Annotated in this window: 23 protein-coding genes; 7 read left to right on the top strand and 16 right to left on the bottom strand. The window is 41.1% G+C overall.

The features are described from left to right. The first annotated feature begins 323 nt into the window (after window positions 1-323). Window positions 324-941 carry a Fic/DOC family protein gene (locus P3L40_RS05800; RefSeq protein WP_136133953.1) on the top strand — a complete coding sequence of 206 codons (618 nt, stop codon included), beginning with the start codon at window positions 324-326 and terminating at the stop codon, window positions 939-941. Here P3L40_RS05800 and P3L40_RS05795 read toward each other — a convergent pair. Then, window positions 938-1141, bottom strand: coding sequence for a hypothetical protein (locus P3L40_RS05795; protein WP_231137111.1), 204 nt, complete (start codon window positions 1139-1141; stop codon window positions 938-940). The two genes, P3L40_RS05800 and P3L40_RS05795, sit on opposite strands and share 4 nt — an antisense overlap. A gap of 402 nt (window positions 1142-1543) precedes the next feature. Here P3L40_RS05795 and mutS point away from each other — a divergent pair, with 402 nt between their 5' ends. Then, the gene (gene mutS / locus P3L40_RS05790; RefSeq protein WP_136133952.1) at window positions 1544-4111 is read left to right on the top strand and encodes a DNA mismatch repair protein MutS; all 2568 of its coding nucleotides are present in this window, start codon (window positions 1544-1546) and stop codon (window positions 4109-4111) included. 1 nt (window position 4112) lies between these two features. Beyond that, complete coding sequence (gene miaE / locus P3L40_RS05785) at window positions 4113-4877, top strand: tRNA isopentenyl-2-thiomethyl-A-37 hydroxylase MiaE (protein WP_096865144.1); 765 nt, start codon at window positions 4113-4115, stop codon at window positions 4875-4877. A gap of 78 nt (window positions 4878-4955) precedes the next feature. Here miaE and rpoS read toward each other — a convergent pair whose 3' ends face one another. The 4 genes from rpoS to surE all read right to left on the bottom strand — a co-directional run bounded on the left by rpoS (window position 4956) and on the right by surE (window position 8759). Beyond that, window positions 4956-5942: an RNA polymerase sigma factor RpoS gene (rpoS, locus tag P3L40_RS05780; RefSeq protein WP_004260723.1), complete on the bottom strand. Its 987-nt coding sequence runs from the start codon at window positions 5940-5942 to the stop codon at window positions 4956-4958. A 54-nt stretch (window positions 5943-5996) separates the two neighbouring features. Then, the gene (nlpD, locus tag P3L40_RS05775) at window positions 5997-7067 is read right to left on the bottom strand and encodes a murein hydrolase activator NlpD (protein ID WP_136133951.1); all 1071 of its coding nucleotides are present in this window, start codon (window positions 7065-7067) and stop codon (window positions 5997-5999) included. A 307-nt stretch (window positions 7068-7374) separates the two neighbouring features. Beyond that, the gene (locus P3L40_RS05770; RefSeq protein WP_004260727.1) at window positions 7375-8001 is read right to left on the bottom strand and encodes a protein-L-isoaspartate(D-aspartate) O-methyltransferase; all 627 of its coding nucleotides are present in this window, start codon (window positions 7999-8001) and stop codon (window positions 7375-7377) included. Beyond that, window positions 7998-8759 (bottom strand): 5'/3'-nucleotidase SurE, encoded by a 762-nt coding sequence (gene surE / locus P3L40_RS05765; protein ID WP_004260729.1) that lies wholly within the window; start codon window positions 8757-8759, stop codon window positions 7998-8000. Before surE ends, P3L40_RS05770 begins: the two co-directional genes overlap by 4 nt. Window positions 8760-9025: 266 nt before the next feature. Between surE and P3L40_RS05760 the strand changes: the two genes are divergently transcribed. Continuing rightward, window positions 9026-9253: a DNA polymerase III subunit theta gene (locus P3L40_RS05760; protein WP_231131805.1), complete on the top strand. Its 228-nt coding sequence runs from the start codon at window positions 9026-9028 to the stop codon at window positions 9251-9253. A 28-nt stretch (window positions 9254-9281) separates the two neighbouring features. Here the strand turns inward: P3L40_RS05760 and P3L40_RS05755 are convergent, their stop codons facing one another. The 4 genes from P3L40_RS05755 to P3L40_RS05740 all read right to left on the bottom strand — a co-directional run bounded on the left by P3L40_RS05755 (window position 9282) and on the right by P3L40_RS05740 (window position 11126). After that, window positions 9282-9683: a type II toxin-antitoxin system death-on-curing family toxin gene (locus P3L40_RS05755; protein WP_316928030.1), complete on the bottom strand. Its 402-nt coding sequence runs from the start codon at window positions 9681-9683 to the stop codon at window positions 9282-9284. A gap of 6 nt (window positions 9684-9689) precedes the next feature. Then, the gene (locus tag P3L40_RS05750; protein WP_316928029.1) at window positions 9690-9902 is read right to left on the bottom strand and encodes a hypothetical protein; all 213 of its coding nucleotides are present in this window, start codon (window positions 9900-9902) and stop codon (window positions 9690-9692) included. An 81-nt stretch (window positions 9903-9983) separates the two neighbouring features. Next, entirely contained in the window at window positions 9984-10886 is a 903-nt protein-coding gene (locus tag P3L40_RS05745) for a phage antirepressor N-terminal domain-containing protein (protein ID WP_272693290.1), read from the bottom strand. A 72-nt stretch (window positions 10887-10958) separates the two neighbouring features. Then, complete coding sequence (locus P3L40_RS05740; protein WP_272693291.1) at window positions 10959-11126, bottom strand: hypothetical protein; 168 nt, start codon at window positions 11124-11126, stop codon at window positions 10959-10961. A gap of 143 nt (window positions 11127-11269) precedes the next feature. On the opposite strand from P3L40_RS05740, the gene P3L40_RS05735 reads away from it, so the two are divergent. From P3L40_RS05735 to P3L40_RS05725, 3 genes are all read left to right on the top strand, one after another. Beyond that, entirely contained in the window at window positions 11270-11608 is a 339-nt protein-coding gene (locus P3L40_RS05735; protein ID WP_272693292.1) for an Arc family DNA-binding protein, read from the top strand. A gap of 97 nt (window positions 11609-11705) precedes the next feature. Beyond that, window positions 11706-12758 carry a DUF262 domain-containing protein gene (locus P3L40_RS05730; RefSeq protein WP_272693415.1) on the top strand — a complete coding sequence of 351 codons (1053 nt, stop codon included), beginning with the start codon at window positions 11706-11708 and terminating at the stop codon, window positions 12756-12758. 3 nt (window positions 12759-12761) lie between these two features. Next, window positions 12762-13472, top strand: a complete 711-nt coding sequence (locus P3L40_RS05725; RefSeq protein ID WP_272693294.1) for an MAE_28990/MAE_18760 family HEPN-like nuclease — start codon at window positions 12762-12764, stop codon at window positions 13470-13472. Between the two features lies 1 nt (window position 13473). Here P3L40_RS05725 and P3L40_RS05720 read toward each other — a convergent pair whose 3' ends face one another. From P3L40_RS05720 to P3L40_RS05690, 7 genes are all read right to left on the bottom strand, one after another. Beyond that, window positions 13474-14505 (bottom strand): DNA cytosine methyltransferase, encoded by a 1032-nt coding sequence (locus tag P3L40_RS05720; protein ID WP_272693295.1) that lies wholly within the window; start codon window positions 14503-14505, stop codon window positions 13474-13476. 216 nt (window positions 14506-14721) lie between these two features. Continuing rightward, complete coding sequence (locus P3L40_RS05715; protein ID WP_272693296.1) at window positions 14722-16578, bottom strand: hypothetical protein; 1857 nt, start codon at window positions 16576-16578, stop codon at window positions 14722-14724. 26 nt (window positions 16579-16604) lie between these two features. Continuing rightward, entirely contained in the window at window positions 16605-19079 is a 2475-nt protein-coding gene (locus tag P3L40_RS05710) for a host specificity factor TipJ family phage tail protein (protein ID WP_316928028.1), read from the bottom strand. Then, a complete protein-coding gene (locus tag P3L40_RS05705; RefSeq protein ID WP_036979310.1) occupies window positions 19066-19458 on the bottom strand; it encodes an NlpC/P60 family protein in 393 nt (130 codons plus the stop codon). The genes P3L40_RS05710 and P3L40_RS05705 overlap by 14 nt, the downstream gene beginning before the upstream one ends. Further along, window positions 19458-19925, bottom strand: coding sequence for a DUF1833 family protein (locus tag P3L40_RS05700; protein ID WP_036943373.1), 468 nt, complete (start codon window positions 19923-19925; stop codon window positions 19458-19460). The genes P3L40_RS05705 and P3L40_RS05700 overlap by 1 nt, the downstream gene beginning before the upstream one ends. Then, entirely contained in the window at window positions 19922-20407 is a 486-nt protein-coding gene (locus P3L40_RS05695; protein ID WP_272693299.1) for a hypothetical protein, read from the bottom strand. The genes P3L40_RS05700 and P3L40_RS05695 overlap by 4 nt, the downstream gene beginning before the upstream one ends. 13 nt (window positions 20408-20420) lie before the next feature. After that, window positions 20421-23870 carry a tape measure protein gene (locus P3L40_RS05690; RefSeq protein WP_272693300.1) on the bottom strand — a complete coding sequence of 1150 codons (3450 nt, stop codon included), beginning with the start codon at window positions 23868-23870 and terminating at the stop codon, window positions 20421-20423. Window positions 23871-23924: the final 54 nt, after the last annotated feature.

Here is a 23924-nt window from a genome sequence, read left to right as displayed (position 1 = left end):
TCAATACGTTAAACAGACAACATTATGACTGATAAGCAAAGTTTCGAATCTCACACCCCTATGATGCATGGGTGTGTTAGTGTTGATATATAACGATATTTATTGATTTTTCAGCAAAACCTATAATTTAACCTATACTTAATTAATCCGTTGATTTATAGATAGTTATTACTTTATTTACCCTAGCCACCGCTTATACTCTAAATAATTCGAGATGCAGCTAGGCGACAAGTGAATGAGTTGCTAGGAGCATACATAAGTATGTGACTAGTGCGAATGAGCACAGTCAACAACGCGGCAACTTGAAGTATGACGAGTATAAAATGAATAGATATGATGTATCTAACAGCGAAGGAAAATTTGCTGACGGCTCTGATGAAGAAGTACTAGCTAACAAGCTAGGGCTTTCAAACGTTGATGATATCAATGATGCTGAACTTGTCCTGTTAGAAAAACTGTATCAAGTCATTTTTGAAGAACAATTCCCAACTGAAAAAATTACCGTATCACTTATTCAGCACTGGCACCGCCAATGGCTAGGAAATGTTTATGAGTGGGCAGGTCAGTTACGTACGGTGAATATTAGCAAGGGTGGTTTTATGTTCGCCCCTGCGGGTCGAGTTGCAAGGTTACTAGCTCAATTTGAAAAAGAGTATCTAGCGAAGTATACGCCTTGCACCAACATGAGCCGAGAACAAGTCATAGAAGCTATTGCCATAGTACATGTGGAATTAATTCTGATACATCCCTTTAGGGAAGGAAATGGGCGCTTATCGCGCTTACTCGCTGATGTGATGGCGGTACAAGCTGGTTTTCAGTCGTTAGACTATGAAAGTTGGACTCAACACCCTGAGCAGTACATTGCAGCAATCCACGCAGGGTTAAACCTTAACTATGAACCCATGAAATATTGGGTTAATGAAGCCTTAAAAGAAAGCTAAATCGCCAGTTTCAAATGTCCAAATTTCTCACGCTTTGCTTTCATCTCTTCTTCAAGGCGACGAGACTCCTGCCCTGTTTCAATCGCCGTAGAGGTTACTACCGAGCGAGTGAGCTGGGTACTAGTCGGCTTTATATATGTTATTTCAGCATTTTTATTACTTTCCACTTTAAACACCATAAAATATAATCGCTGTTCCATAGTATCAATTATCATACAAACTACAAACACTAAATCCAAGCTGTATTCTACAGACCTATTTTTTGAGATCCCAGCTACAGCATGTAGTACCAATTAATTGTGTCACTCAGAACCTCGGCTGACGTTTTGCCATAATTGTCACCTATCTGTTTATGAAGTGATGATATCAGCTCTGATTTGGTGACTAAATTAACTATGCCACTACACTAATGCATATTTCAGACTATTAATTACCAAACACGCATTGTCCCTGTGATAATCACGTCATACTATAGAGAATTGCATGGCTAACACGTTTGCCTACTCTCATTTCTTGCGATTTGTGGTATTTTAGTCTCTGAAAATAATCGTCGAATACACTCACAGAATTTAGTTAACTCAATACGTTAAACAGACAACATTATGACTGATAAGCAAAGTTTCGAATCTCACACCCCTATGATGCAGCAGTATCTAAAACTAAAAGCACAACATTCAGACATACTGCTGTTTTATCGCATGGGTGACTTCTACGAACTGTTTTTTGATGATGCTAAAAAAGCGTCTCAATTGTTGGATATTTCCCTCACCAAACGGGGGCAATCTGCGGGGCAGCCGATCCCTATGGCCGGCGTTCCCCACCATGCTGCCGAGGGCTACTTAGCCAAATTAGTACAAATGGGTGAATCCGTCGCCATTTGTGAACAAATTGGCGACCCTGCGACCAGTAAAGGGCCGGTTGAGCGCCAAGTAGTACGTATTGTCACGCCGGGTACTATCACCGATGAAGCGCTATTAAATGAAAGGCAAGACAACCTATTAGCTGCGGTATGGCAAGACCAACAAGGCTTCGGGTTTGCCACATTAGATATCACTTCTGGTCGTTTTATTATCAGTGAAATTGCCGACGAAGAAGCATTACAAGCTGAGCTTCAACGCACTCGCCCTGCCGAACTTCTATACCCTGAAGACTTCGCCAGTATGGCATTAATTGAACACAATAAAGGCTTACGTCGCCGCCCATTATGGGAATATGAGCTTGATACTGCAAAACAACAGCTCGGTTTACAGTTTGGTACGAAAGATTTAATCGGTTTTGGGGTTGAAGATGCCCATAAAGCGCTCAGAGCCGCGGGCTGCTTATTACAATATGTAAAAGACACACAACGTACTTCACTGCCCCATATTCGCAGTATTGTGATGGAAAAACAAAATGATAATGTCATTTTGGATGCAGCAACTCGTCGCAATTTAGAAATCACACAAAACCTTGCAGGTGGTACAGAAAACACACTTGCCGCCATTTTGGATATGTGTGTAACCCCAATGGGCAGCCGTATGCTAAAACGTTGGCTACATACCCCATTGCGTAATATTCAAGTATTAAATAACCGCCAACAAGCTATTAGTGCATTGCAAGAATGCGGCTTTGAATTACAACCATTTTTGCGTCAGATCGGCGATTTAGAACGGGTATTAGCACGCTTAGCACTGCGTTCCGCTCGTCCACGTGACTTAACCCGTATGCGTTACGCATTCCAGCAATACCAAGATATTCATCAAATACTGAGCCAATCAAGTTGTTCGTATTTACAAGATCTTCAAAATCGTATTGGCCAATTTGATGAGTTACAAGACTTACTTGAAAAAGCCATTATTGATGCGCCACCTGTGTTGGTACGTGATGGCGGTGTTATCGCCCCAGGTTATAATAGTGAACTCGATGAATGGCGCGCCCTTGCTGATGGGGCAACCGACTACCTCGATAGACTCGAAATTCGTGAAAGAGAAAAGCTGGGGATCGATACCCTAAAAGTCGGTTATAACGCGGTTCATGGCTACTATATTCAAGTTAGCCGCGGTCAAAGCCATTTAACGCCTATCCATTACGTCCGTCGCCAAACGTTAAAAAATGCCGAACGCTATATTATTCCTGAACTCAAAGAATATGAAGATAAGGTATTGACATCAAAAGGAAAAGCATTAGCTATTGAAAAAGCGCTGTATGATGAGCTGTTTGATATGCTATTGCCTCATCTTGCTGCGCTGCAAACTAGTGCTGAAGCACTCGCTGAGTTAGATGTCCTAGCCAACCTTGCGGAGAGAGCACAAACTCTAGGCTATGCTTGCCCACAACTGACTGAAAAACCGGGTATCCAAATAACCGAGGGTCGCCACCCTGTTGTAGAACAAGTGCTTAGTGAGCCGTTTATTTCTAACCCATTATCGCTATCACCACAACGTCGCCTATTAATTATTACTGGTCCAAATATGGGCGGTAAAAGTACCTATATGCGCCAAACTGCATTGATTACCTTATTAGCGTATATCGGCAGTTTTGTTCCTGCCAGCAAGGCAGTAATAGGGCCAATCGACCGTATTTTTACTCGTGTTGGAGCCTCTGACGACCTAGCTTCTGGCCGTTCCACCTTTATGGTTGAAATGACAGAAACCGCCAATATCCTTCACAATGCGACAGAACATAGCTTAGTGCTAATGGATGAAATTGGTCGTGGGACTTCAACCTATGATGGCCTTTCTCTTGCTTGGGCTTGCGCTGAAAATTTAGTTAATAAAATCAAGGCAATGACCTTATTTGCTACGCATTATTTTGAATTAACAACACTACCTGAAAAACTCGAAGGTGCAGTCAATATTCACCTCGATGCTATTGAGCACGGTGATACCATTGCCTTTATGCACAACGTTCAAGACGGCGCCGCCAGCAAAAGCTATGGCCTTGCTGTCGCTTCTCTTGCAGGCGTGCCAAAAGATGTGATTAAACGAGCAAAACAAAAGCTTAAAGAACTCGAAGTGATCTCAAACAATGCCAATGCGAGCCATGTGGATAGCGCCCAGCTTAGCTTTTTAACCACAGAAGATGTCGAGCCATCACCAGTATTAACTGCTCTCGCTGAAATTGATCCCGATAAACTCACTCCGCGCCAAGCCCTAGATTGGATTTATCGGTTAAAGGATATGGATAACTAATATGGATGAGTATGCGCAATTACTCACACCAATCAGGCAGTTTCTGCAATGTGAAACGCCTGATGCGTGGGTAAAAAAAGCGAGTTTGCCTGAAAACTTGCCCATTATCTTAAAAGACCATTTGTTATGTGAATTAAAAGCCGCGCAAAGTGCGATGTTTTTAATTCGCAAGTATGCTGTCGATAAAGACAGTGCTGCAGTGCTACTTGAATGGTTTAAACCTTATGAATCATTTGCTTATGACAGAATTGGTGACATCCATACATTAAGAAACAAAAATCAGGTTTCTAAACAGATATTGGCAAAAAAACAATCACCTTATAGCCAAGATTTAATTGATAAAATGGTCCTGCTAATCAAAGAGGAACTTCATCATTTTTACCAAGTTCTAGAGATTATGCATGAACGTAATATTCCATACGATGGCATCACTGCAGGCCGTTATGCTAAAGGGTTGTTGAGCCATGTCGACCCCCATGATCCAAAAACCTTAGTTGATAAGCTAATTATTGGAGCTTATATCGAAGCACGTTCTTGTGAGCGTTTTGCTAAATTAGCCCCATTTCTTGATGAGCAGCTGGCAAATTTTTATATTTCATTATTACGCTCAGAAGCTCGCCACTATCAAGATTATTTGCACTTAGCACAATTAATTAGCAAACAAGATATTACTGAGCGAGTTAATTATTTTGGTATTATTGAAGCTGAATTAATTTCGACACCTGATGATGATTTTAAATTTCATAGTGGTGTCCCCATTAACTAAGCTTGTTCTCTATTATTTACATATAAAAAGTCCCTATAAACCTTAGCTTATAGGGGCTTTAACTATCTAATCAACATCCTACATATTAAATAGCGACTCCAGAGTCAGCTCTTCTCCATGTAAAATATCTTTTAATCGCTTTAAACCTTCTACTTGGATCTGGCGAACACGTTCTCTTGTTAACCCTATTTCACGGCCAACTTCTTCCAGAGTTTCAGCTTCATAGCCTAAAAGCCCAAAACGTCGTGCTAAAACCTCCCTTTGTTTTGGGTTCAATTCATATAACCACTTAACAATATTCTCTTTTAAGTCATTATCTTGAATTGTATTTTCTGGACCTGAATCATTATCATCAGACAATACCTCAAGCAAAGATTTCTCTGAGTCCCCTGCAATTGGCGTATCAACAGATGTGATACGTTCATTTAAACGTAACATCCTACTGACATCTTCGACAGGTTTATCTAGCTGCTCAGCGATCTCTTCAGGGCTTGGCTCATGATCCAACTTCTGGGCTAATTCACGTGCAGTACGAAGGTAAATATTGAGTTCTTTAACGATATGAATAGGAAGACGAATGGTTCGAGTTTGGTTCATAATCGCGCGCTCGATCGTTTGACGGATCCACCACGTTGCATACGTCGAGAAGCGAAACCCTTTTTCAGGATCAAACTTTTCAACAGCACGAATCAACCCAAGATTTCCTTCTTCTATCAAATCGAGTAATGCGAGACCTCGATTATTATAACGACGTGATATTTTTACAACGAGACGAAGGTTGCTTTCTATCATGCGCTGTCGTGATGCAATATCTCCACGCAATGCACGTCTTGCATAGAAAACTTCTTCTTCTGCTGTAAGGAGTGGTGAGAACCCAATCTCACTAAGATAAATTTGAGTGGCATCCAGAACACGTTGATTTGTGTTCTGGAGTAAATCCATTTCGTCATCTAGCTCAGTAACCAGATCCTCTTCTTTAAACTGACTCTCGTCAAAAGTGTCATTTAAATTACTTTCATCGAGGTCATTATATAACTCGTTAACTTTCAGCGAACTTTGGCTCATCAGTGACTCCTACCCTAGATAATGCGGACAGAATGTCAAAGCACTCTGCCCAGTTTATCGTTGCGGCAAATAGCGCAACGGGTTTACTGATTTTCCCTTGTAACGAATTTCAAAGTGTAGTCTAACCGAACTAGTTCCAGTACTACCCATAGTGGCTATTTTTTGACCCGCAGTGACATCCTGCTGATCACGCACAAGTAACGTATCATTGTGAGCATAAGCACTTAGATAGTCATCGTTATGTTTTATAATTATTAGATTTCCGTATCCACGCAAAGCATTACCTGCGTAAACGACTTTTCCTGGCGCAGCAGCAAGCACAGCTTGACCACGAGAACCGGCTATATCTACCCCTTTGTTCCCGCCTTGAGCATCAGAGAAACCTTCAATCATTTTCCCTTCAGCTGGCCAACGCCATTTTATTGACGAATTATTCGTACTGCTGACTGCGGTAGAAGCGGTTGCTGTCGAGGTTGTTGTTGTCGTTGAAACTTGCGTTGCAGGTTTCTTATTATTAGGCAACATCTTACCTGAAGTTTGACCACCACTGTTTGCAGGATACTCATTAGTTGTTCGAAGATCAACCGCTTGCTGATGACTATTTGATGAATTTGCCGCTAATTGAGTGTTCGAGTTCACATTTGTGTTACCAATATTAATAACCTGCCCTACATTTAGGCTGTAAGGTTCTGGAATATTGTTTCTCGATGCTAACTCACGGAAATCATTACCGGTTAAGTATGCAATATAGAATAATGTGTCACCACGCTGCACCGTATAACTATTACCGCTATAACTGCCTTTTGGAATACTGCCATAGTCACGGTTGTATACAATGCGCCCTTCACCATTAGTTGTTACCGGCGCTGAACTACGGCTTACAGGCTGAGTGTTAGTATTACTTGATAGATTTGGACGAGACGACGGCATTGCCGTGCTCATACCCGTATTTGGTGACGAGGCCGGTGTCGTCCTATGCACCGTCTGTTGGCTAGACTGGCTATCATTCACACTCGAAATAGGTGCCGCTGTATGATACGGTGTAGAACAACCTGCCAATAGCGCTCCGCTAAATGAAAAGATGACGGCCCATCGAATTCTGCTTATAGGGCTAACAATTTTCATGCTTCTTCTCCCGTGAAGAAAAATCTGACGCGACAATTCAAAACAATGTCAGCAATAGAGTTATCATAAAATATTTCACTTATTAAAGCAGAAATACAAAATAGTGAACAAGTTAAATATATTAAAAATATAACAATTTGAGAGTATGACCTAACGCTTTAAGCTATTCACCCAAATTCAGCTGGGTAAAATATCATATTTGGAATAGTTTTACTGCTATTTGGGTTAATAGAACCTTTGCAATGATATTTTATTTAAATCAATTATAAAAATAATCAGACTTTGATTAAATACCATTACAAATAGGTTAAAGGAGGTCACCGGCAACCAATGGGACAAAACGGACTTTTTCAATAACATTAGTATGGTAATCATTACCACGTCGAGTAATTAGCTTCAATGCTTGTTCTTTATCACCGACAGGTAAAACCATTCGCCCGCCATCTTTTAATTGCCCTAATAATAGAGCCGGTATTTCTGTTGGTGCCGCAGTAACGATAATAGCATCAAAAGGCCCTTTAGATTGCCAACCTTCCCAGCCATCTCCATGACGCGTTGAAACATTATGTAAATCAAGCTGTTTCAAACGCCGTTTTGCAGCCCATTGCAAGCTCTTCACCCGCTCAACAGAAAAAACATGTTTAACTAAGTGTGCCAATACTGCTGTTTGATACCCTGAGCCTGTCCCTATCTCAAGAACGTGATCATTCGGAGCTAAAGCCAATAGCGCCGTCATTTTAGCAACAATATACGGCTGAGAAATAGTTTGCCCATGCCCAATAGGTAATGGGATATTGTCATAGGCTTTATGGGAGAGCGCTTCATCCACAAACCGTTCCCGAGGAACGAGTGAAATGGCATCTAATAGGCGCTCATCGTGAATTCCCTGTTGGCGTAATTGAGCCAAAAGTTCTTTCATGAGCCCTGTTTTCATTTTACTGACACTCCTGATTTTTCGAGCCACTCTTCTACTAATGAATGTGCTTTATAAGCGGTTAGATCAACTTGTAATGGGGTGATGGAAACATAGCCATTTTGCACAGCTTCAAAATCCGTTCCAGGGCTGGCATCACGAATTTCACCAACAGGCCCTAACCAATACAGTGTATTCCCTTTCGGGTCTTCTAAACTATACACCTCAGAGGCGGCGTGACGGCTGCCACAACGAGTGACTTTGATTCCTTTAATCTCTTCGTACGGGATATCAGGTACATTTATATTTAAAATATTGCCTGCTCGCAATGGGTTCTTCTGTAAGAGCGCTAAAATATCGCATGTCACTTTAGCGGCACTTTCGTAATGCGTTTCGCCATCTAGCGATACCGCAATTGAAGGTAAACCTAAGTGGCGGCCTTCCGTTGCCGCTGCAACCGTGCCTGAGTAAATAACATCATCCCCTAAATTAGGGCCACAGTTGATACCAGATACAACAATATCAGGGCGTGGACGTACCACTTTATTCACCCCAATATAGACGCAATCTGTCGGTGTGCCTTCTTGTACAGCAAGGTCACCATTACTTAGCGTCTGAATTTTAAGTGGTTTATCTAATGTTAATGCGTTCGAAGCCCCACTTCGATTGCGGTCAGGCGCAATCACTTGAACATGATAATATTGGCGTAACGCAGCCGCAAGGGTTTGAATCCCCGGCGCATTTACCCCATCGTCATTACTCAATAAAATCTTTAGCATCGACATTATCCATTGATGTAGTTGAAGTTTATTTTTAAGCGCAAGGATATTGTCCTGCTTGTTATCCTAAAAACTTTTAGTGACCAATAAAATGACTCTAAAATCTATCAGTTTCACGTTAATGATATAACACTATTATGTGATTAGACTAGTTTGCTATTTTATCGATTCCTCTCATTTTTGTGTCACAATTTCGGCACAGCTCGTCACAGTGATTTTCCCTCCATGCTATGCTCTCCTCACTCAATTCTCAGCAGAAAACAATCATGCACAATCTCGCAGAACTACCAAAAGAAGATAAAGACAAAGTGAATGTCGATTTAGCCGCTTCCGGTGTCGCATATAAAGAAAGGCTCGGCAAGCCAGTTATTGATGTCGAAATTGAGCGACAACAACCTGAACACTTGCGCGAGTACTTTCGTGAGCGTTTAGTTCATTACAGAGAATTGAGTAAGAGGTTTCCGCAGGGGTATGAGTACAGTAAGGAAAGTTAGAAACAAAAAAGAGGCCGCAGCCTCTTGTCTAAATATATCCGCTTCTTGTTTCTTCAACTAAATCATCTCGATAATCAGATAGAATACGCAATGTAGCTGATGCTTGCTTATAATCAAACTCACCCATAGCTGATAAGATTGTTAACTTTACTAAGTAAACAGAAGGGAATAATTTAATATTGTTTAACTTCAGAAATATTGTTGCAGCCTGGAATGCCGTCCGCTTATTTGCATCATTGAAGGCGTGCGCCTTAGCTATGGCAACAAGGTACATTCCCGCTAAATCAAATAAGTCATCACAATTATCATAATCAATAAGTGATTGAACACGACCAAGGGCGCCTGATAGTTTATCTATATTTGACTCTCCGCTTTTAGGTAGCGTTGATTTCTGTATTCTTATCACTTCATCTACAGTTAATAGCCTCATGACTTATCACTTATCTTCTAAATCTTTAATTATCTGAGCATACTCTAATTGTGTATCTTTAAGTGCCTGCTCAAAGTCAGAGGTTGTAGTAATTGAACCTATGCAACGCTTTATAGTGCTGCTAGATGTCCCAACAATACCTGAGTTAGGGTAAGAGACTCTATCATACTTTTTTACTGTAGGTGATGAGCCAGTATGATTTGTTTTTTTTGTAGTCATGATAATTACCTCCCAACTATCTATATGTATAGAATAGCAGTAAATCATCAGGTTTTACTAGCCCGTCCTTGGGCTGGGTGGTTAGGCTGTAAACGTCTTGTTCACAACATCTTTCATTTTGGCAAAAGAAGCTATTTGACCTAGCGCCCATGACATTTCAATCATAGTGTGGCGTAGTGACTCAATTTCAGCCTTAGCTGCTGTTACATCGTAGCCAGCACTTTCTAACTTGCTTAAAATTTCTTTGCTTGGGCTTTTGGTCTCAGTAAGCATTGACTGAGTTACTTTTAATTGCCCGTTTTTGTAGAAGCACATATCTACAAACGGGAAATTATCTGGATACCAAGTAAGCGGATAATCAATCTCAAGTTTTGGTACTGGTAACGCATCTTGCTTCGGTAAATATTCACCTTCCATCACTAGCTTATGAACATATTCAACCGCCATTGGTATCTGGTCGGCTGTTAACTCGTCAATCCCGCTAACATTAAATTGCTGATGTACCAGAGAATATGCTTCGGGATACATAATTCCCTTTTTGCTCACCAGTAGATTAACAGCGTTCTTTAATGGGTTACGTTCCTGAACCGTTGACTTGTGTTTAGCCTTAACTTCGCCAGTAGTCCAATATTCATGTAATACAAGAAAGCATTCTTCTTGATACGCTACTAGCTTACTACGAATACTTTCTTTCACCTTAGATGGGTTAATACTGAACAACCAGCCGTTTAATTTCTTTAATGGCATGCAAAGAACATCACGTAATTTTTTATCTGCAGCAACCATGTTCATATGAACACAGTTGAATTTATCATTGTTTTCATTGATCTTTCTTAATTGAGTTGACCAGCTCATACCAAGGTTCTCGACAATAGGTTTCATTGCAACATAAGCAACACCTTCTGCCATTGCAGTAATTATTTGTTGTCCGTGAAACTGAATGTTTGATGTGCTAACTGGCTCAATAATTGCTATACTGTTCATGGTTCGTTTCTCGTTAAGTTTCGGACTGAATTTGAAGCCCTGACTATCGCAAGTAGTTGGGGCTTCACTGTTTTATGCTGCACGTCTTTCTCTTTCTTCTACATACCAAGCTATCGCCTGATTAATAAGTGAATTCTGTGAAATCCCATCTAAAAGTGAAAGTCCTTCAACTTTAGTTTTTAAGTACTCAGTAGTACGTAACTGAATTTTTTCGGTTTTCTTTTGTTTATCTAAATGCATAAAATTTCCTTTTCATAATGGAGGCTATTTAACACTAGAGGCAATTTACCACGATTGACAATGAAGTCAAGTAGCCACCATAATTAATTCTATGCCCGTTTTCGGGTATTACCTTACTTCAACATCTATCAATGGATACATAAATGAGTAAATACCCTAGCCAAACTCAGGATAAATTTACTGTCAGATTTCCTGATGGAATGCGTGACGCAATAGCTAAAAGAGCTGAGGCGAATGGTCGCTCTATGAATTCAGAGATTTTACAAATACTACAAGATGCTTTAGATGGCACTGAAGCTAATACTTCAAACTTTATGCAGTTAGACAATAGCGGGCTTGCGCCATTAAATGAAAATATAAGTCCCAAGGAACTAATTAAATTGTTTTCCGCGCTAGCATCTGCTGAACCAGCATTAAGGCTACTTAGTGATGACTTGCTCATAAAAGCAACCGAATATATTAAAAATGACAAGCAAAAATAAACAATTGAGGTCTTAAATGTGCGCTAGACGAGCAAATATAGAACACGTTATAAAAACAGTCGAAGAACAAGAAAATCTTGATCTAGATATAAGGCAAATGGAAAAAATAACTGACCACGAAATCAGGGAATTTCCAATTAGTGTAATAGTGGATAAATATCAAATTGGGTTAGAAGAGGATAAAGCTGAAATATTTATTCCTGACTACCAAAGAGAATTTGTTTGGAGTAAAGATCACCAATCTAGGTTTATTGAATCTCTACTATTGAATTTACCAATACCATATCTATTCGTAGCTGATGTGAATGATGGAGAGAATGCTGGCAGAATAGAAATAGTAGATGGTAGCCAAAGGATAAGAACCCTGCATGCTTTTTTAAATGATTTATTACAATTATCTAACCTTCAAAAATTACCTTCAGCTAATGGTTTTGTATATTCTGATTTCAGCAAGGCAAGGCAGTTAAGATTCGCTAGAAAAACCATTCGAATGATTGAGTTAACTGAGTATTGTGATGAAGAAACCAGAAGAGAAATATTTGACCGATTAAACTCTGGAGGAATAAAACTCACCACAATGGAGCAAAGGCAAGGTAGCAACGATGGACCATTCCTAGATGCAATCAATGAAATTGCAGATTTTAGTCTATTTCATCAAATTTGCCCTATTACTGAGGCAAGAAAAAATAGGGCTGAATATCCAGAGCTTATTCTTCGTTACTTCGCATACTGTGACAGGTATCTTCAGTTTGGAAAAAGTGTTGATGATTTCTTAACCACATACTTAATTGATGAAAACGATAACTTTACTCCATCACGTAAATTAGCAATGGAAGAGCAATTTTCTACTATGTGTCATTTTGTAGAGAATTACTTTCCCTATGGATTCAGGAAAACCCCAAATGCAACAACTGTCCCAAGAATAAGATTCGAAGCTCTATCTGTAGGGATTACCCTAGCATTAAGAGAGAATCCAAGACTTATCCCTAAAAACATTGATTCATGGATTAATTCCCCTGAGTTCATAAAACACACAAGATCTGACGCAAGCAATTCCAGACCGAAAGTAAAAAATAGGATTGAGTACGTCAGAGATATGTTGCTTGGTAGACCAAATAATCCTGTTCAAGATGATGATTCAGAGGATTAAGTAATGGTCGAGATGAGTAGCCGAATCTTATTTGATGAAAGAGTTAACGATATAGATGAATATTTCAATTTTATCGAATTCCTAATATCCAAAAGGCCATTAATGTCGTATGTCGATGATGGAATTCAGAAAAATAGCCCAGTATCAACCGATACCACTCATATATTGAAATCGAATGGCTACCTTGTTTTATATAATTTGATTGAGGCAACGATATCAAATGCCATTGAGGATATACATGACACGTTAATATGTGACCAAAATGTTGGTGTTGACACTCTTTGCATAAGCCTAGCTAAGAGGGCGCTACTGAAGTTTGACCAACCGACAATAGGTAACGAAGATTTTTCCTCTACTGACGTCCAACGATTGGTATTAGAATCATGGATAAAAAAGCACAAGCAACTCTTGAGCCAACACAAAAACCCATTATTTTCTGGCAACGTAGATGCAAGAAAAATAAGAGAAGTCGCTGTAGACTATGGTTTTTCTCATGAGACAGCAGGGGAATCCACAGGCCAAGGTAGATGTCTATACCACATAAGAGTAGCAAGGAACTCCCTTGCTCATGGGGCAAACTCATTTAAAGAAATGGGTATTTCCACATCTATTGATGAGCTAATAAGATTCAAGGATGAAACAAAATGCTATCTTGACCAAATTCTTAATAACATTAAGGCTTACCTAGAAGATAAAAAATACCTTAAAAACTAAGTTATTTTTTAATTGATTTGAGGTGGCTCATTATTGAGTCACCAATTGCCTTCCCCAATAAAACAGGAACTGCATTCCCAATCATTTTACCTGTAGCTTTCATTGAAATTTTATTCCCATCTTCTGCAAACTGATAATTTTTTGGAAATGTTTGTAATAAAGCAGCCTCGCGCAGAGAAATAGCGCGATCCTGTTCTGGATGACCGAACCTACCGTTTCCAAAGCCATAACAAAGCGTTGTCATTGTTGGACTCGGCTTATCCCATTCCATTCTTCCATAAACGCTCGCATAGCCTTTCCCCGTCTCTTTCTTGTGACAATCAGCAACAAGCTCATTAGGCCAATCCCTCCAAGTTCCACCTGGAGATGAATGCTGGATTCTCTGTTTATTTATTTTTGATAGCTTGCTAGCTCTATGCAAAGGATCAATTTCGCATATCTGACCATCTTTTATCTGAGGAAGCCAATCAATAGCATCTCTGACGCTAACTTGATTATCACTTGGCGGTATGAAACTTATCTCACCATATTTAGATGCTAGTAAAACATGGCGCTCCCTCTTTTGAGGAACTCCATACTTAGTGCAATCTATGGTTCCAGACCATACGAAATAACCTTGCTTAACGAGTGAGTCGTGAAAATCAGTATAAACCTGATGCCGTATAACGCCCGGTACATTTTCCATTGTTATAATGTCTGGAGAGGTTTCTTTTATAAGTCGTTCGAACTCATAAAGTAATGGCCATTTAGTATCTTTTGTTTTATCCATTGACGATGTGTATGTGGAAAATGGCTGGCATGGTGCACAACCTGCTAGCACCTTTACCCTAGCGTTTCCAAATAAACTTAGCACATCTTCTTTACTGAGCTCCTTCACATCTCTATCAATAAAGGTAGAGCCATTATTGAATTCATATGCAAATTTACACTCACTTGCTATGTCGATCCCTGCAGACACGGCTAAACCTGCCTGTATAAGGCCATGAGTCAAACCGCCTGCACCACAAAATAAATCGACAACTCTTACTTCCATAGCCCCTCCAGTCTAAACTATTCTTAGTATAGCTTCACTGGAAAAAAATCTCGAGGAGTTTTTGTGTCATTTTGCGAGAAATAAGTAGTTAGATGAAAAATCATTCAATTACTGTTTTAGCATAACCACCCAGCCCAAGGACGGGCAATAAAAAAGCCCCTCGGGGCTTGTTCTCATACAAGAAACCCCAAGTGTTAGCTTGGGGCTGCGGGGTTATCAATAATCGTATTTATTAAAGTTAAATACACAACCACATAGGGTCACCTGAACATTGTTAGTCATACTAAGAACTAAAGTAATTTCTCCGTTATTATCAGATAATGCTGGAGTTCCTAGCCATTCAGTAGAACCTGACTCGATATAAAGGATTGTTGATGTTAATAAAACAGTAATTGGAATCTTTACCAGCCCACCATTAGCAATCGTGTATGTTTGACTTAACGAGTTTTCACCCTGAATATTTGATAACCCAAAACCTAATCGAACATTCGCTTCGCTTCCTGATGTATTTCGAACGAAAGCAAACCCAGTTAAGCTAAGTGGAAGCTTATCTTTACTGCGATAAAATAACTTTCTACTAGCAATGCTTACGGCATTCCCACTTGGAATTACTCTCTCACTTTTCAGGAAGAATAAAGAAGATGCCATTGTTATTGGGGTTGTTAAGTCTGAAAAATGGTAAGGTCTATGCAGTAATGTGAATTGTCCTATGTCTTGTCTATCGGTTCCATATGTACCGCCAATGTATGTATTTCTAGAATTTACAAAGTTATCAACAGTAACAAACTGGTTTGTTATTGATGGGAAGTTACGGCTACCAACGATATTCGCTATCCCTTTCACTAAAATTGAAGTTGAATGTAATTTAGGGTATTCATAATCCCATACATGACCATCAACCGTATTTCTTACCCCATAAATATGAATAACATCTTCTGACTGTGCATCAGTCTGATAGTTAATAAAGTAGTTATTCGCGGCTATCTCTAACTTATTAATTGCACCATGGGTGTATTCTTGTTGTATAAGTCCTCTACGACATTGCCATATGGTTAGATTAATATCATTGTTGTTTATGTATGTAGCATCTGACTCTGTACCATTTCGAGATGCTATTTCTTCATAAGCAGTATCCATTCCTTTAATTGAAGCATTAACTTGAATTCCTGCAATGATACCTGATTTATTGTCAGACCCTGTGCTAGCGTCAAGCACTAGCCCCCTACCTTTCCGGTATTCACTTTCAATTGTGAAGTTAGCAATCACAGGCCTTCCTACACCCAGAATCATTGCGGGTCTTGTAGAGCCTTTAATTGTCACAACATCCATTTCGTAATCTAGACATGCTAGGCTAGGGGCATAAAATTGAGAGCTTCTATTGAGAATAAATTTCTTACCAGTCCCGCCAAGTAAATTTCTTTTTTGCCCGATAGGAGGTAGTACGGTCAGTGTTTTATAGGCTGGTATTTCTATTGTTCCATCAATCCGCTCCGCTCTTAATAAAACGTGGTCGTGAATTGTAAATGCTGATATAGCATCCTGCTCAGTAAAAACAATCGTATCACAAGGTAAATTACCCAAATAATCATCAAGGTTAACGCCATCATTTACCCCAATAAGCTTAGACCCATCATTGGCAGATAACTCCCCTCTCAAACTCGCATCCCCAACGCTAACCCAAGCGCCTTTACCGATGCCTCCAGTTGATTGTGGAGTTGAGCCTGCTGGAACGGGTTTAGGTAAGTCGCCATCCCAGCGGTAGTGGTCACCATCACCATCTGGCAATTTCCATAACACTGTTTCATTTCTATTGGCTAACTCTGCACCCTCTTGGAATGTGCCAACTGGTACGTATCCAGCGACTAAAATAGCCTGCCCCATTTCAACTTTAAATCGCTCAATTAGCTGAGTTGCAACCCAGTTAATTCCCTCGATAGTTCGGTGGCACTGTCCGAATCTATCTTTATATTCGTGCTGTAATGATGTTACGAACTCATCAATTCTTTCTGCGTTATAAGCTAAATCACGCATTTCTTTACTTGGTACAGGTTTGTTTGTTGGTACAGTAGACATAAGTTGTCCTCTCATAATGATTGCTGTTATGCGTTATAGTCTGGTTTTGCGTCGAAATATTCTGTTGCGGTTATTGTGTAACGTTCACCACCGAGTGGGCGTTTATCTGTAATTACCCACTTGATATTTTCTAATTCAATCGATGTTGCTATCACATATCTAGAGGGTGATTGTTTCTGATATCCATCGGATAGATTGAGTTCTATATCTTCCGGTACACTTGCGATAAAGCCAAACTCAGTATCTTGCCTTGGCTCTGCTTTAAACTTTTGAGTTGTGTACCCCATTGAATCAGTGAGATAAACCCACATTTCCTCATCAAATTTGATTTTCTCGTTAGTTGTGAATACCTCCCCGTTTCGATCAGTGATATAACCTGCTTGCTGGTTTGAATCGTAGGTATCAGCAATCAACACCATGTCTGATGGGTACACATTTCCACCATCTGCAAGCGTGGTTAGACTGATGCTTGTTCGTTGGTGAATGAGTCGGTTGGCTTCGAGTAGCGCCCTGTCCAGTGCTTGGTAATGATTTCTACAGCCCTGTAAAACTATCTTATTCGGCGTGCGCGATAACCCTTCAGTGATGCCGTTTTCATCAACTCGAAAGCGGATATAGTCTTTCTTATTGCGAACCGGTTCGACATACTCCAACTCAATTCCGTCATAACCAGATGGCATGGACATGTCATACGATATCTTCATGTCGTTACCTGTGATGTTTGAACGGTTGAAAGTTGTCATTGGGAATTCGCTGGACTGTTCACGGGAGAATGTGAGGACTGCATTATCGAAATAGGCTGTTACCCTTGCGGCATTACAGATAGTTTCGATGCGTTGACCAAGGGAAATATCTTCATCGTCAAAGGTGTAATCGAAATAGCCCAATCGCTCATCAGGCAAGCTATCGTATATTCGATATAGCCCATCAATGTCGATATTTTTCTCACTTTCGCCTGCAGTAATTAGCCACGTATGCAGCACTGCATCAGCAAAACTCCGTGATGGCCTGAGTGTATAATCAACTTGCTTCGATGCTCGGTCATATGAAATAACCATGCGAGTAGCCAGCAGATTGTATTTGCGCTCTCTTGCTCCCGTTGGCGCTTCAGTAGCCCTCACTGACACATTAACAATCGTGTCATTCTCAAAAACGACATTCTCACGAACTCTGACAATGTGAGCGTTTTCTATTTTCATGATGCTTTGGTCGCTACTGTTATTGCGTCGAGTGAGTTGTACAGCGTAGCGTCCACGGCCTGAATTCAACGTCACTTTGTCCGTTTTATAATAAACTCGAGCGCCATTGTTAGCGCTTAGAGCAGTATTAAAGCTTTGACGAGTACCCGCTATTTCCTCGTTATCAGTGTTTATCTTCCAGATTTCAACAGTTGCATTGCAGTTATCACCGCCACCAAGTTGCGCCTGTAGATGAATCCACATCTGGTCACCATCAACAGGAGAGAAGAACGGGCCCACTGTTAAAAACTGATTGTCATACAGAATGAATTTCGTTGTGTTCACTACTGCATTTGGCGGTAGTTGTGCTAAATCAGTGCCAGTTAAGTTCGTAAAAAAGAACTCGTAATACTCGACAGGGTTAATTAATGAGCCATCGTCACTCTCTTTTGCATCAACTAATTGAGCGTCAATTTTCACATCTTTAGTTACCGAACCTTGCGGCGTGCCATAGCTCACATTCACAGTCATTGAGATAGAGCGCGGCTTCGTTAGCTCGTAGAAGTACTCAAACTCATCTTGCTTAACGATTTTTATCGCTGCTTCACCGCCTTTTATTTCACCCGAAACGACTTCGTTTGCAGTCGCTGTTTGCTGCGGGATATCTTTACTTTCATTGGGACCCGGCAACTCTTGACCGTCGATATCAGGAAACTCAAAACCCTCGTTGATTAGCGGGATAACTTCTTTTGGTCTGTATATCTTGTAGCTAGCACCTGCCATCGCCGTGAAATCAGACTCAGCAAATCGGATACTTTCCGTTTTATATTCGCCAATACCGATGTTTAGCCACTCTGTTACGGTTTTTAGGTTGTTATTGTACTCAAACATTGACTGCTGAATGAGGTCAGGAAACGCCCTTACTTGACCGTGAATTTCTGGTCTTGCTTGATATGCTCGAGCAACGTTCGTTTGTCCTGTGAGTCGGTTATTTGGGCTGTCTTTAACATTCGACTCCGCAGCAGAAAATGACGGTGTTTTTGGTGCGAGGAACGAGAATACCTTTGTAACCAAGTTAAACACTGGATTCAGGATATCGCCTATAACACTCTTTGGCTGGTCGAATACTTGAATAAAGTGAGTCGGTGTTATCTCGAAATCTAACTCGTCATCTTCTTGCATCTCACGACCATTAACGATAATCACCGCATCGTTATGCAATTGCTGATGCACTAGAAAATCGCTATAAAAAAAAGAGCCGACTTTTAAATCGACTCTTTCTTTAGGTGTTCCCGCTATTCGCTGAATTTCAACTATCGGCATATTTCATAAACTCCAATTTCGTGAATTTCTTCTCAAGCACAATGAGCCTATCCATTCTTACAGCGCCATTCTCGCCTCGGCTATGAAATGCATTGCCATCGATAATTAATCCAATATGAGCTGGCTGAGAGCCGCGATATCCAATAAATATCCCATCATCCACTGGGTGCTCTGTGCGCTGCCAAAATTCGACTTCATTCTCATAGCAAGTTACAAAATCATGATCAGATTCGTAGCCAGCATCATGATGAATTTCCGTACCTAGTACGTACCTAAAATACAAGACCACCAAGCCCCAGCAGTCACACTCATTCAAAGTACACGCCCTATTCTTCCACGGCTTGCCAATCATCCGATTAATAAACTCTAATTTCGTCATTAAACTGTCTCCAAGCCTGTGAATTCTTCCATCGTGTAAATACGCCCAACGTTTTTATTCAGCGGGTTATTCATCGACAGCGTGACAGTGACCGATTCCGCATCGAGTGAACAGTCTTTCACGTACAGCGACCACTCGCTTATTGGGTTATCTTTATCAGCTGAATCAAATAACCTGAACGTTGCGATAATCGGCTTCATTCGAGTATTTGACCGCCATAGCTTGAGCTGCTGCTTAAAGTCCTGCGCGACTCGGCTAAACTTAACCGAAGCATCGATAATCGGCGTTTTGCTTTGCTGACTTTCAGCGAGTTCGAAGTTGCACGGCTGATACTCAACACCGCCCAAAACTTTAGGCTCTATCTGCAAGCTGACTAAATGAATGTTTCCGAATGAGGGATGATAGAATTGAATGGTCTCGTAGAATGTGCGCATCGGTCGTTGCGCTCGGTACTCTCTTAACTTCATTCTCCCCCCTTGCATCGTGGTAATCGCTCGGTGACGACTATATCGAGCAAGCCCCATTCTTCGGGTAATAGCTCGACAATCAGGTCTCCGAACTCATCATCTGTATTGTTCAGTTTTCGGCAAATAATGCTTCCCGTCCACGTCACCACGCCAGCAACTATCGAGGTCTGCACAGGCATTTGAACGAAGTGAACTATTTGCTCCTGTAGTCCACTCCCGCCCAAATCAATCTCCATGCGAAACCAACGCTTACCGTTATCAAGATAGTTAGGGCTTCGCAACCATTGAGCAAAGCGCCTTTCCTGCTCTCGCCTCAATACCCATCGCACACTCCAAACGGCTTTCAAATCATCCGTAAGAGGCTGGAAAATAGGAGCGCCAACCTGTGGCTGGTCAGTCCTAAATCCAGTGTCGATGGTCATGTTTTTGTCTGCCCTAATCGGCAATGGCATACCGCGAGGGTAATCAATAATTTCGTCCATCTTTACCTCTTGGTTATCTTAAGACTGGCGTTGCGTTTGTATTGTCGGTTATAGCGCGGAGCAATGGCCCTTTCTCACGCATATCTGAAATGAACGCTTGAACCGTTAATGTATCGCCGCTTTGTGATGCTTTGGCGTCGAACTGATGCTTCCCTGTTGAGTAATCATAAAACTCAATATTCAGGGTTATCCCCTTACCTGCACCCGCCTTATCCGCAGGAATAACCTTCCCTGACTTATTCGGAATGAAAGCCTGTTTCCCGTCGTAAGTCTGGAATATCTCCGATTCGCCAGATTCATTAATACGATATGGATTACCGCCTGATACGTTACCGCCGTACCGACGAACGCCGAGTAATGACATTGATTGACCAGCTAACATTGATGATTGGAAAGAAGCTAATCCGCTACCTGCTGCCGCACCGCCAGTTGCGATAGATGCCGCTATTGCCGCAGGTGTCCAAGCAGCCAACGCTGCCGCGCCCCCTGCTACTGCTGCCGCTGCGTTCGCTGTTTGTGCTGCTACTCCCATCGTTTTACTGATGATAAAGTTTTTCAGCATTTCAACACCGACTTGAACGATTGAGTTAACGACACTGTTTAGAATCGTGTTACCCAATGAGCGCATAGCATCAGCTGCCGACATAGTGCCCGTCATAAGCCCTGTCATTACATTGGAAGCATTACCCGCGAACGAATCAACCGCAGACGCCAGCATTTCATAACTTAATGATTGATTCCTCATTAGCTCCCATTGTGCGGCTGTTTGCTGTTGTTGATACTGATTATCCATCGCTGTAATAAGCGCTCTGTATTGCATGTCAGTAGCTTGTTTTGCTGCTGTAAATTGCTCATGCGACATTTGCTGTTTAGCGTAGGAATCATCTAGTAACTGCTGCTCTTGATTGTAATACTCTCTCATCAAGGCTAATTTGCGGGTATTTTCGTTCTGTAATGCTTGCACAGGGTCGAACTTAGCGCGGTTCTCTGCTACTGGTGTGATGATATTATTAGCTGTGGCCTCTGCAATTTTAGTGGCATATTCAGACGCGATTTCTAACCTACGGCGCTGTGATTCTTCGAAAGAAATATCACCCGCTTTCAGTTGTCTTTCTATCTGTGCCAGTTCATCTGTTTTCAGCTTCTCAGCTTTGGCGATAACATTAGCTTCTAGCGCTGCTCGTTTGTCTGCTAATCGCTGCTGAATATCGTACAACTCACCCGCTAAACGCTCCGCTTCTGCTATCTGCTGAGGACTTGCCTTATCACCTAACGCCTTTCCAGCATCATATTGCGCTAACCTCTTAGAGCCTTCTTCGTAGCCTTTATTAAGGCGTTCGATTTCGGCTATTTGGCGTTTGATTGCTTCCGTTACTGTGTCTGTGGTTTTAGATGATGATTTGGACTGTTTTTCTCTTTCCCTGTCTGCTTCAGTTAAATCATAAAAGGCTGTAGCTTCTGCTATTAACTCATCCGCCTGACCTTTATTTTGCGTTAACTTTCCAGCTTCCATTTCAGCTTTTCTAATGGCTCTTTGCCGCTTATCTTTGATTTTTAGTAACTCATTCTGTTCTTTCAAAGACAGTATTGCTTTTGCACCTTCATCGGTTTTTGGTGCTTCCTTTTGCGCTTCATTAAGAGCACGCTGAGCGTCTGCAGCTTCTTTTATTTTTTTCCCCATCCATTGAACTGCATTGCCTAGCTTATCAGCGCCATTGGTAGCTCCGCCGAACATTTTTGAAGCATCATCAAGCCTTGCATTCATTTCTTCGGTTGCTTTAGATACAAACCCGATCGTTTCAGCTAATCTAGCTTTCTTCTCTTCTAGGTCATTTACTTTTATTTTTAGATCATCACTTATCTCACTTAGTTTCTTTTCTTTATCTAAAAACAGCGCCATGCTTTCAGATGTTAGTTTGTAAGATGTTTTCAGCATCTCTATTTCACTTTCTAATTCTTTTATTACATCCTTTTGCTCGTTAATTGATCTTCTGGCTTTAGCCATTTCCGCTTCTAGTGCTACAGCGGATAGCTCTTTCATTCTATTTTTTAACTCTTCGATAGAATCAGCAAATGCCAATGCTTCCTCTTTTGCTTCTTGGCTTTTTTGGTAAAAATAGAATACGGCACCAGCAGCGATCATGGCTGCGCCCATTGGCCCACCAATCAATGCCAATCCAGCCCTTAAAGCTGTCAATCCAACGTTCGCAGCTCTTGCAGCGTTACCAGTTGTAGTTATTGCTACAGTCTCAGCCTTTAATGCTTGTGCGTGAGCTAGTGACGCATTCCTAGCAATTGTCTTTTTGGCTATTAAGTTTTCTAGCGCTGTAACCTCGGCATTTGTTCCTTTAGCTACATTATATTCAGCCTGAGCAAGAGCCAATGAAGATGCAGCGGCGGCCTTATCAGCTAGTGTTTTCTTCACTGTTGCAGTTGCCGCATATTGTTCAGCTAGAGCCGCTTGGTGAGTTGCCTTAGCTTGGGCTGTACTTGCAGCAACATCGGCAATTTTAGCCTTAACAGAGCTACTCATAGCGCCTGCCATTCTTGCCCCCATAACAGCGGCTAAAGCCATTGCGGCGGTAGAGACCTTATCAAAATTCTCAGTTAGTACAGCAAATCCAGCCGAAACACTTCTTGTTATACCTAATGTCTGATTCAGCTCGCCATAATAAGCCTTTGCTGAGTTTGTTAATTTCGTGAACCCATCAGCAACAGTGTTGTCCATCGAGTCGGCCATTGCATTATTTGCATCTCTAGCTTTAATGATCGCATCGGCAAATAATTGGAATGATATTTTCCCTTCAGCGGCTAGCTTTTTAACATCTTGCTCTGTAACTTTTACCCCGCCACGCATTACAGATAATTGCTTAGCAATATCCCCGATCAATGTTGGGGTCGCGTTCATAATTGAGTTCCAGTTTTCTCCAGCAACTTTTCCAGACACCATTGATTTACTAAGCGCGTTTAACATTGATTGTGTTTGGTTTGCACTAGTGGCATTTGCAGTTAACGCCGATGATAGAGACTCGATGTAATCAACTGTTTGCTCGGTGTTGTAACCAAGCTCTTGCATGGATGTTGCGGCTTCTACATACAGCAATTGAGTTATTTCAACAGCCTTACCATTTCGATTACTTATTTCTAAAAAACGCTCCTGTATGGCGGTGTATTTCTCAACATCCCCCTCCACAGACTTCAAAGCCATTTTTATTCGAGCTGCTACTTGTCCCCACTCATCCACAGCGCTAACAACTACACCTATGGATAAAGCAGAGGCTACAGCTGCCGCGGCTTTAGATAGAGAAAGCATTGATTTTTCTGTTTTCTCAACAGATTTAGATGTTTTATTAAATCCAGAGTCGAGATCGCTTAAGCTTCTTTCCACTTGCTTATTTGCAACTAGCAGAGCTTCAGTATCTGCTTTAATAATAAATTCTACTGAACCAGCATTGAGCGTCATTGTTACCTCTTTAAAAAAAGAAAGCCCATGCAAATTAATACATGGGCCTTTAGC

Source organism: Providencia sp. PROV040, assembly GCF_032706145.1.
Classification (GTDB): Bacteria; Pseudomonadota; Gammaproteobacteria; order Enterobacterales; family Enterobacteriaceae; genus Providencia; species Providencia hangzhouensis.
Note: the sequence above shows the minus strand (reverse complement) of the source record. Positions and strands in the feature narration are given on the sequence as shown.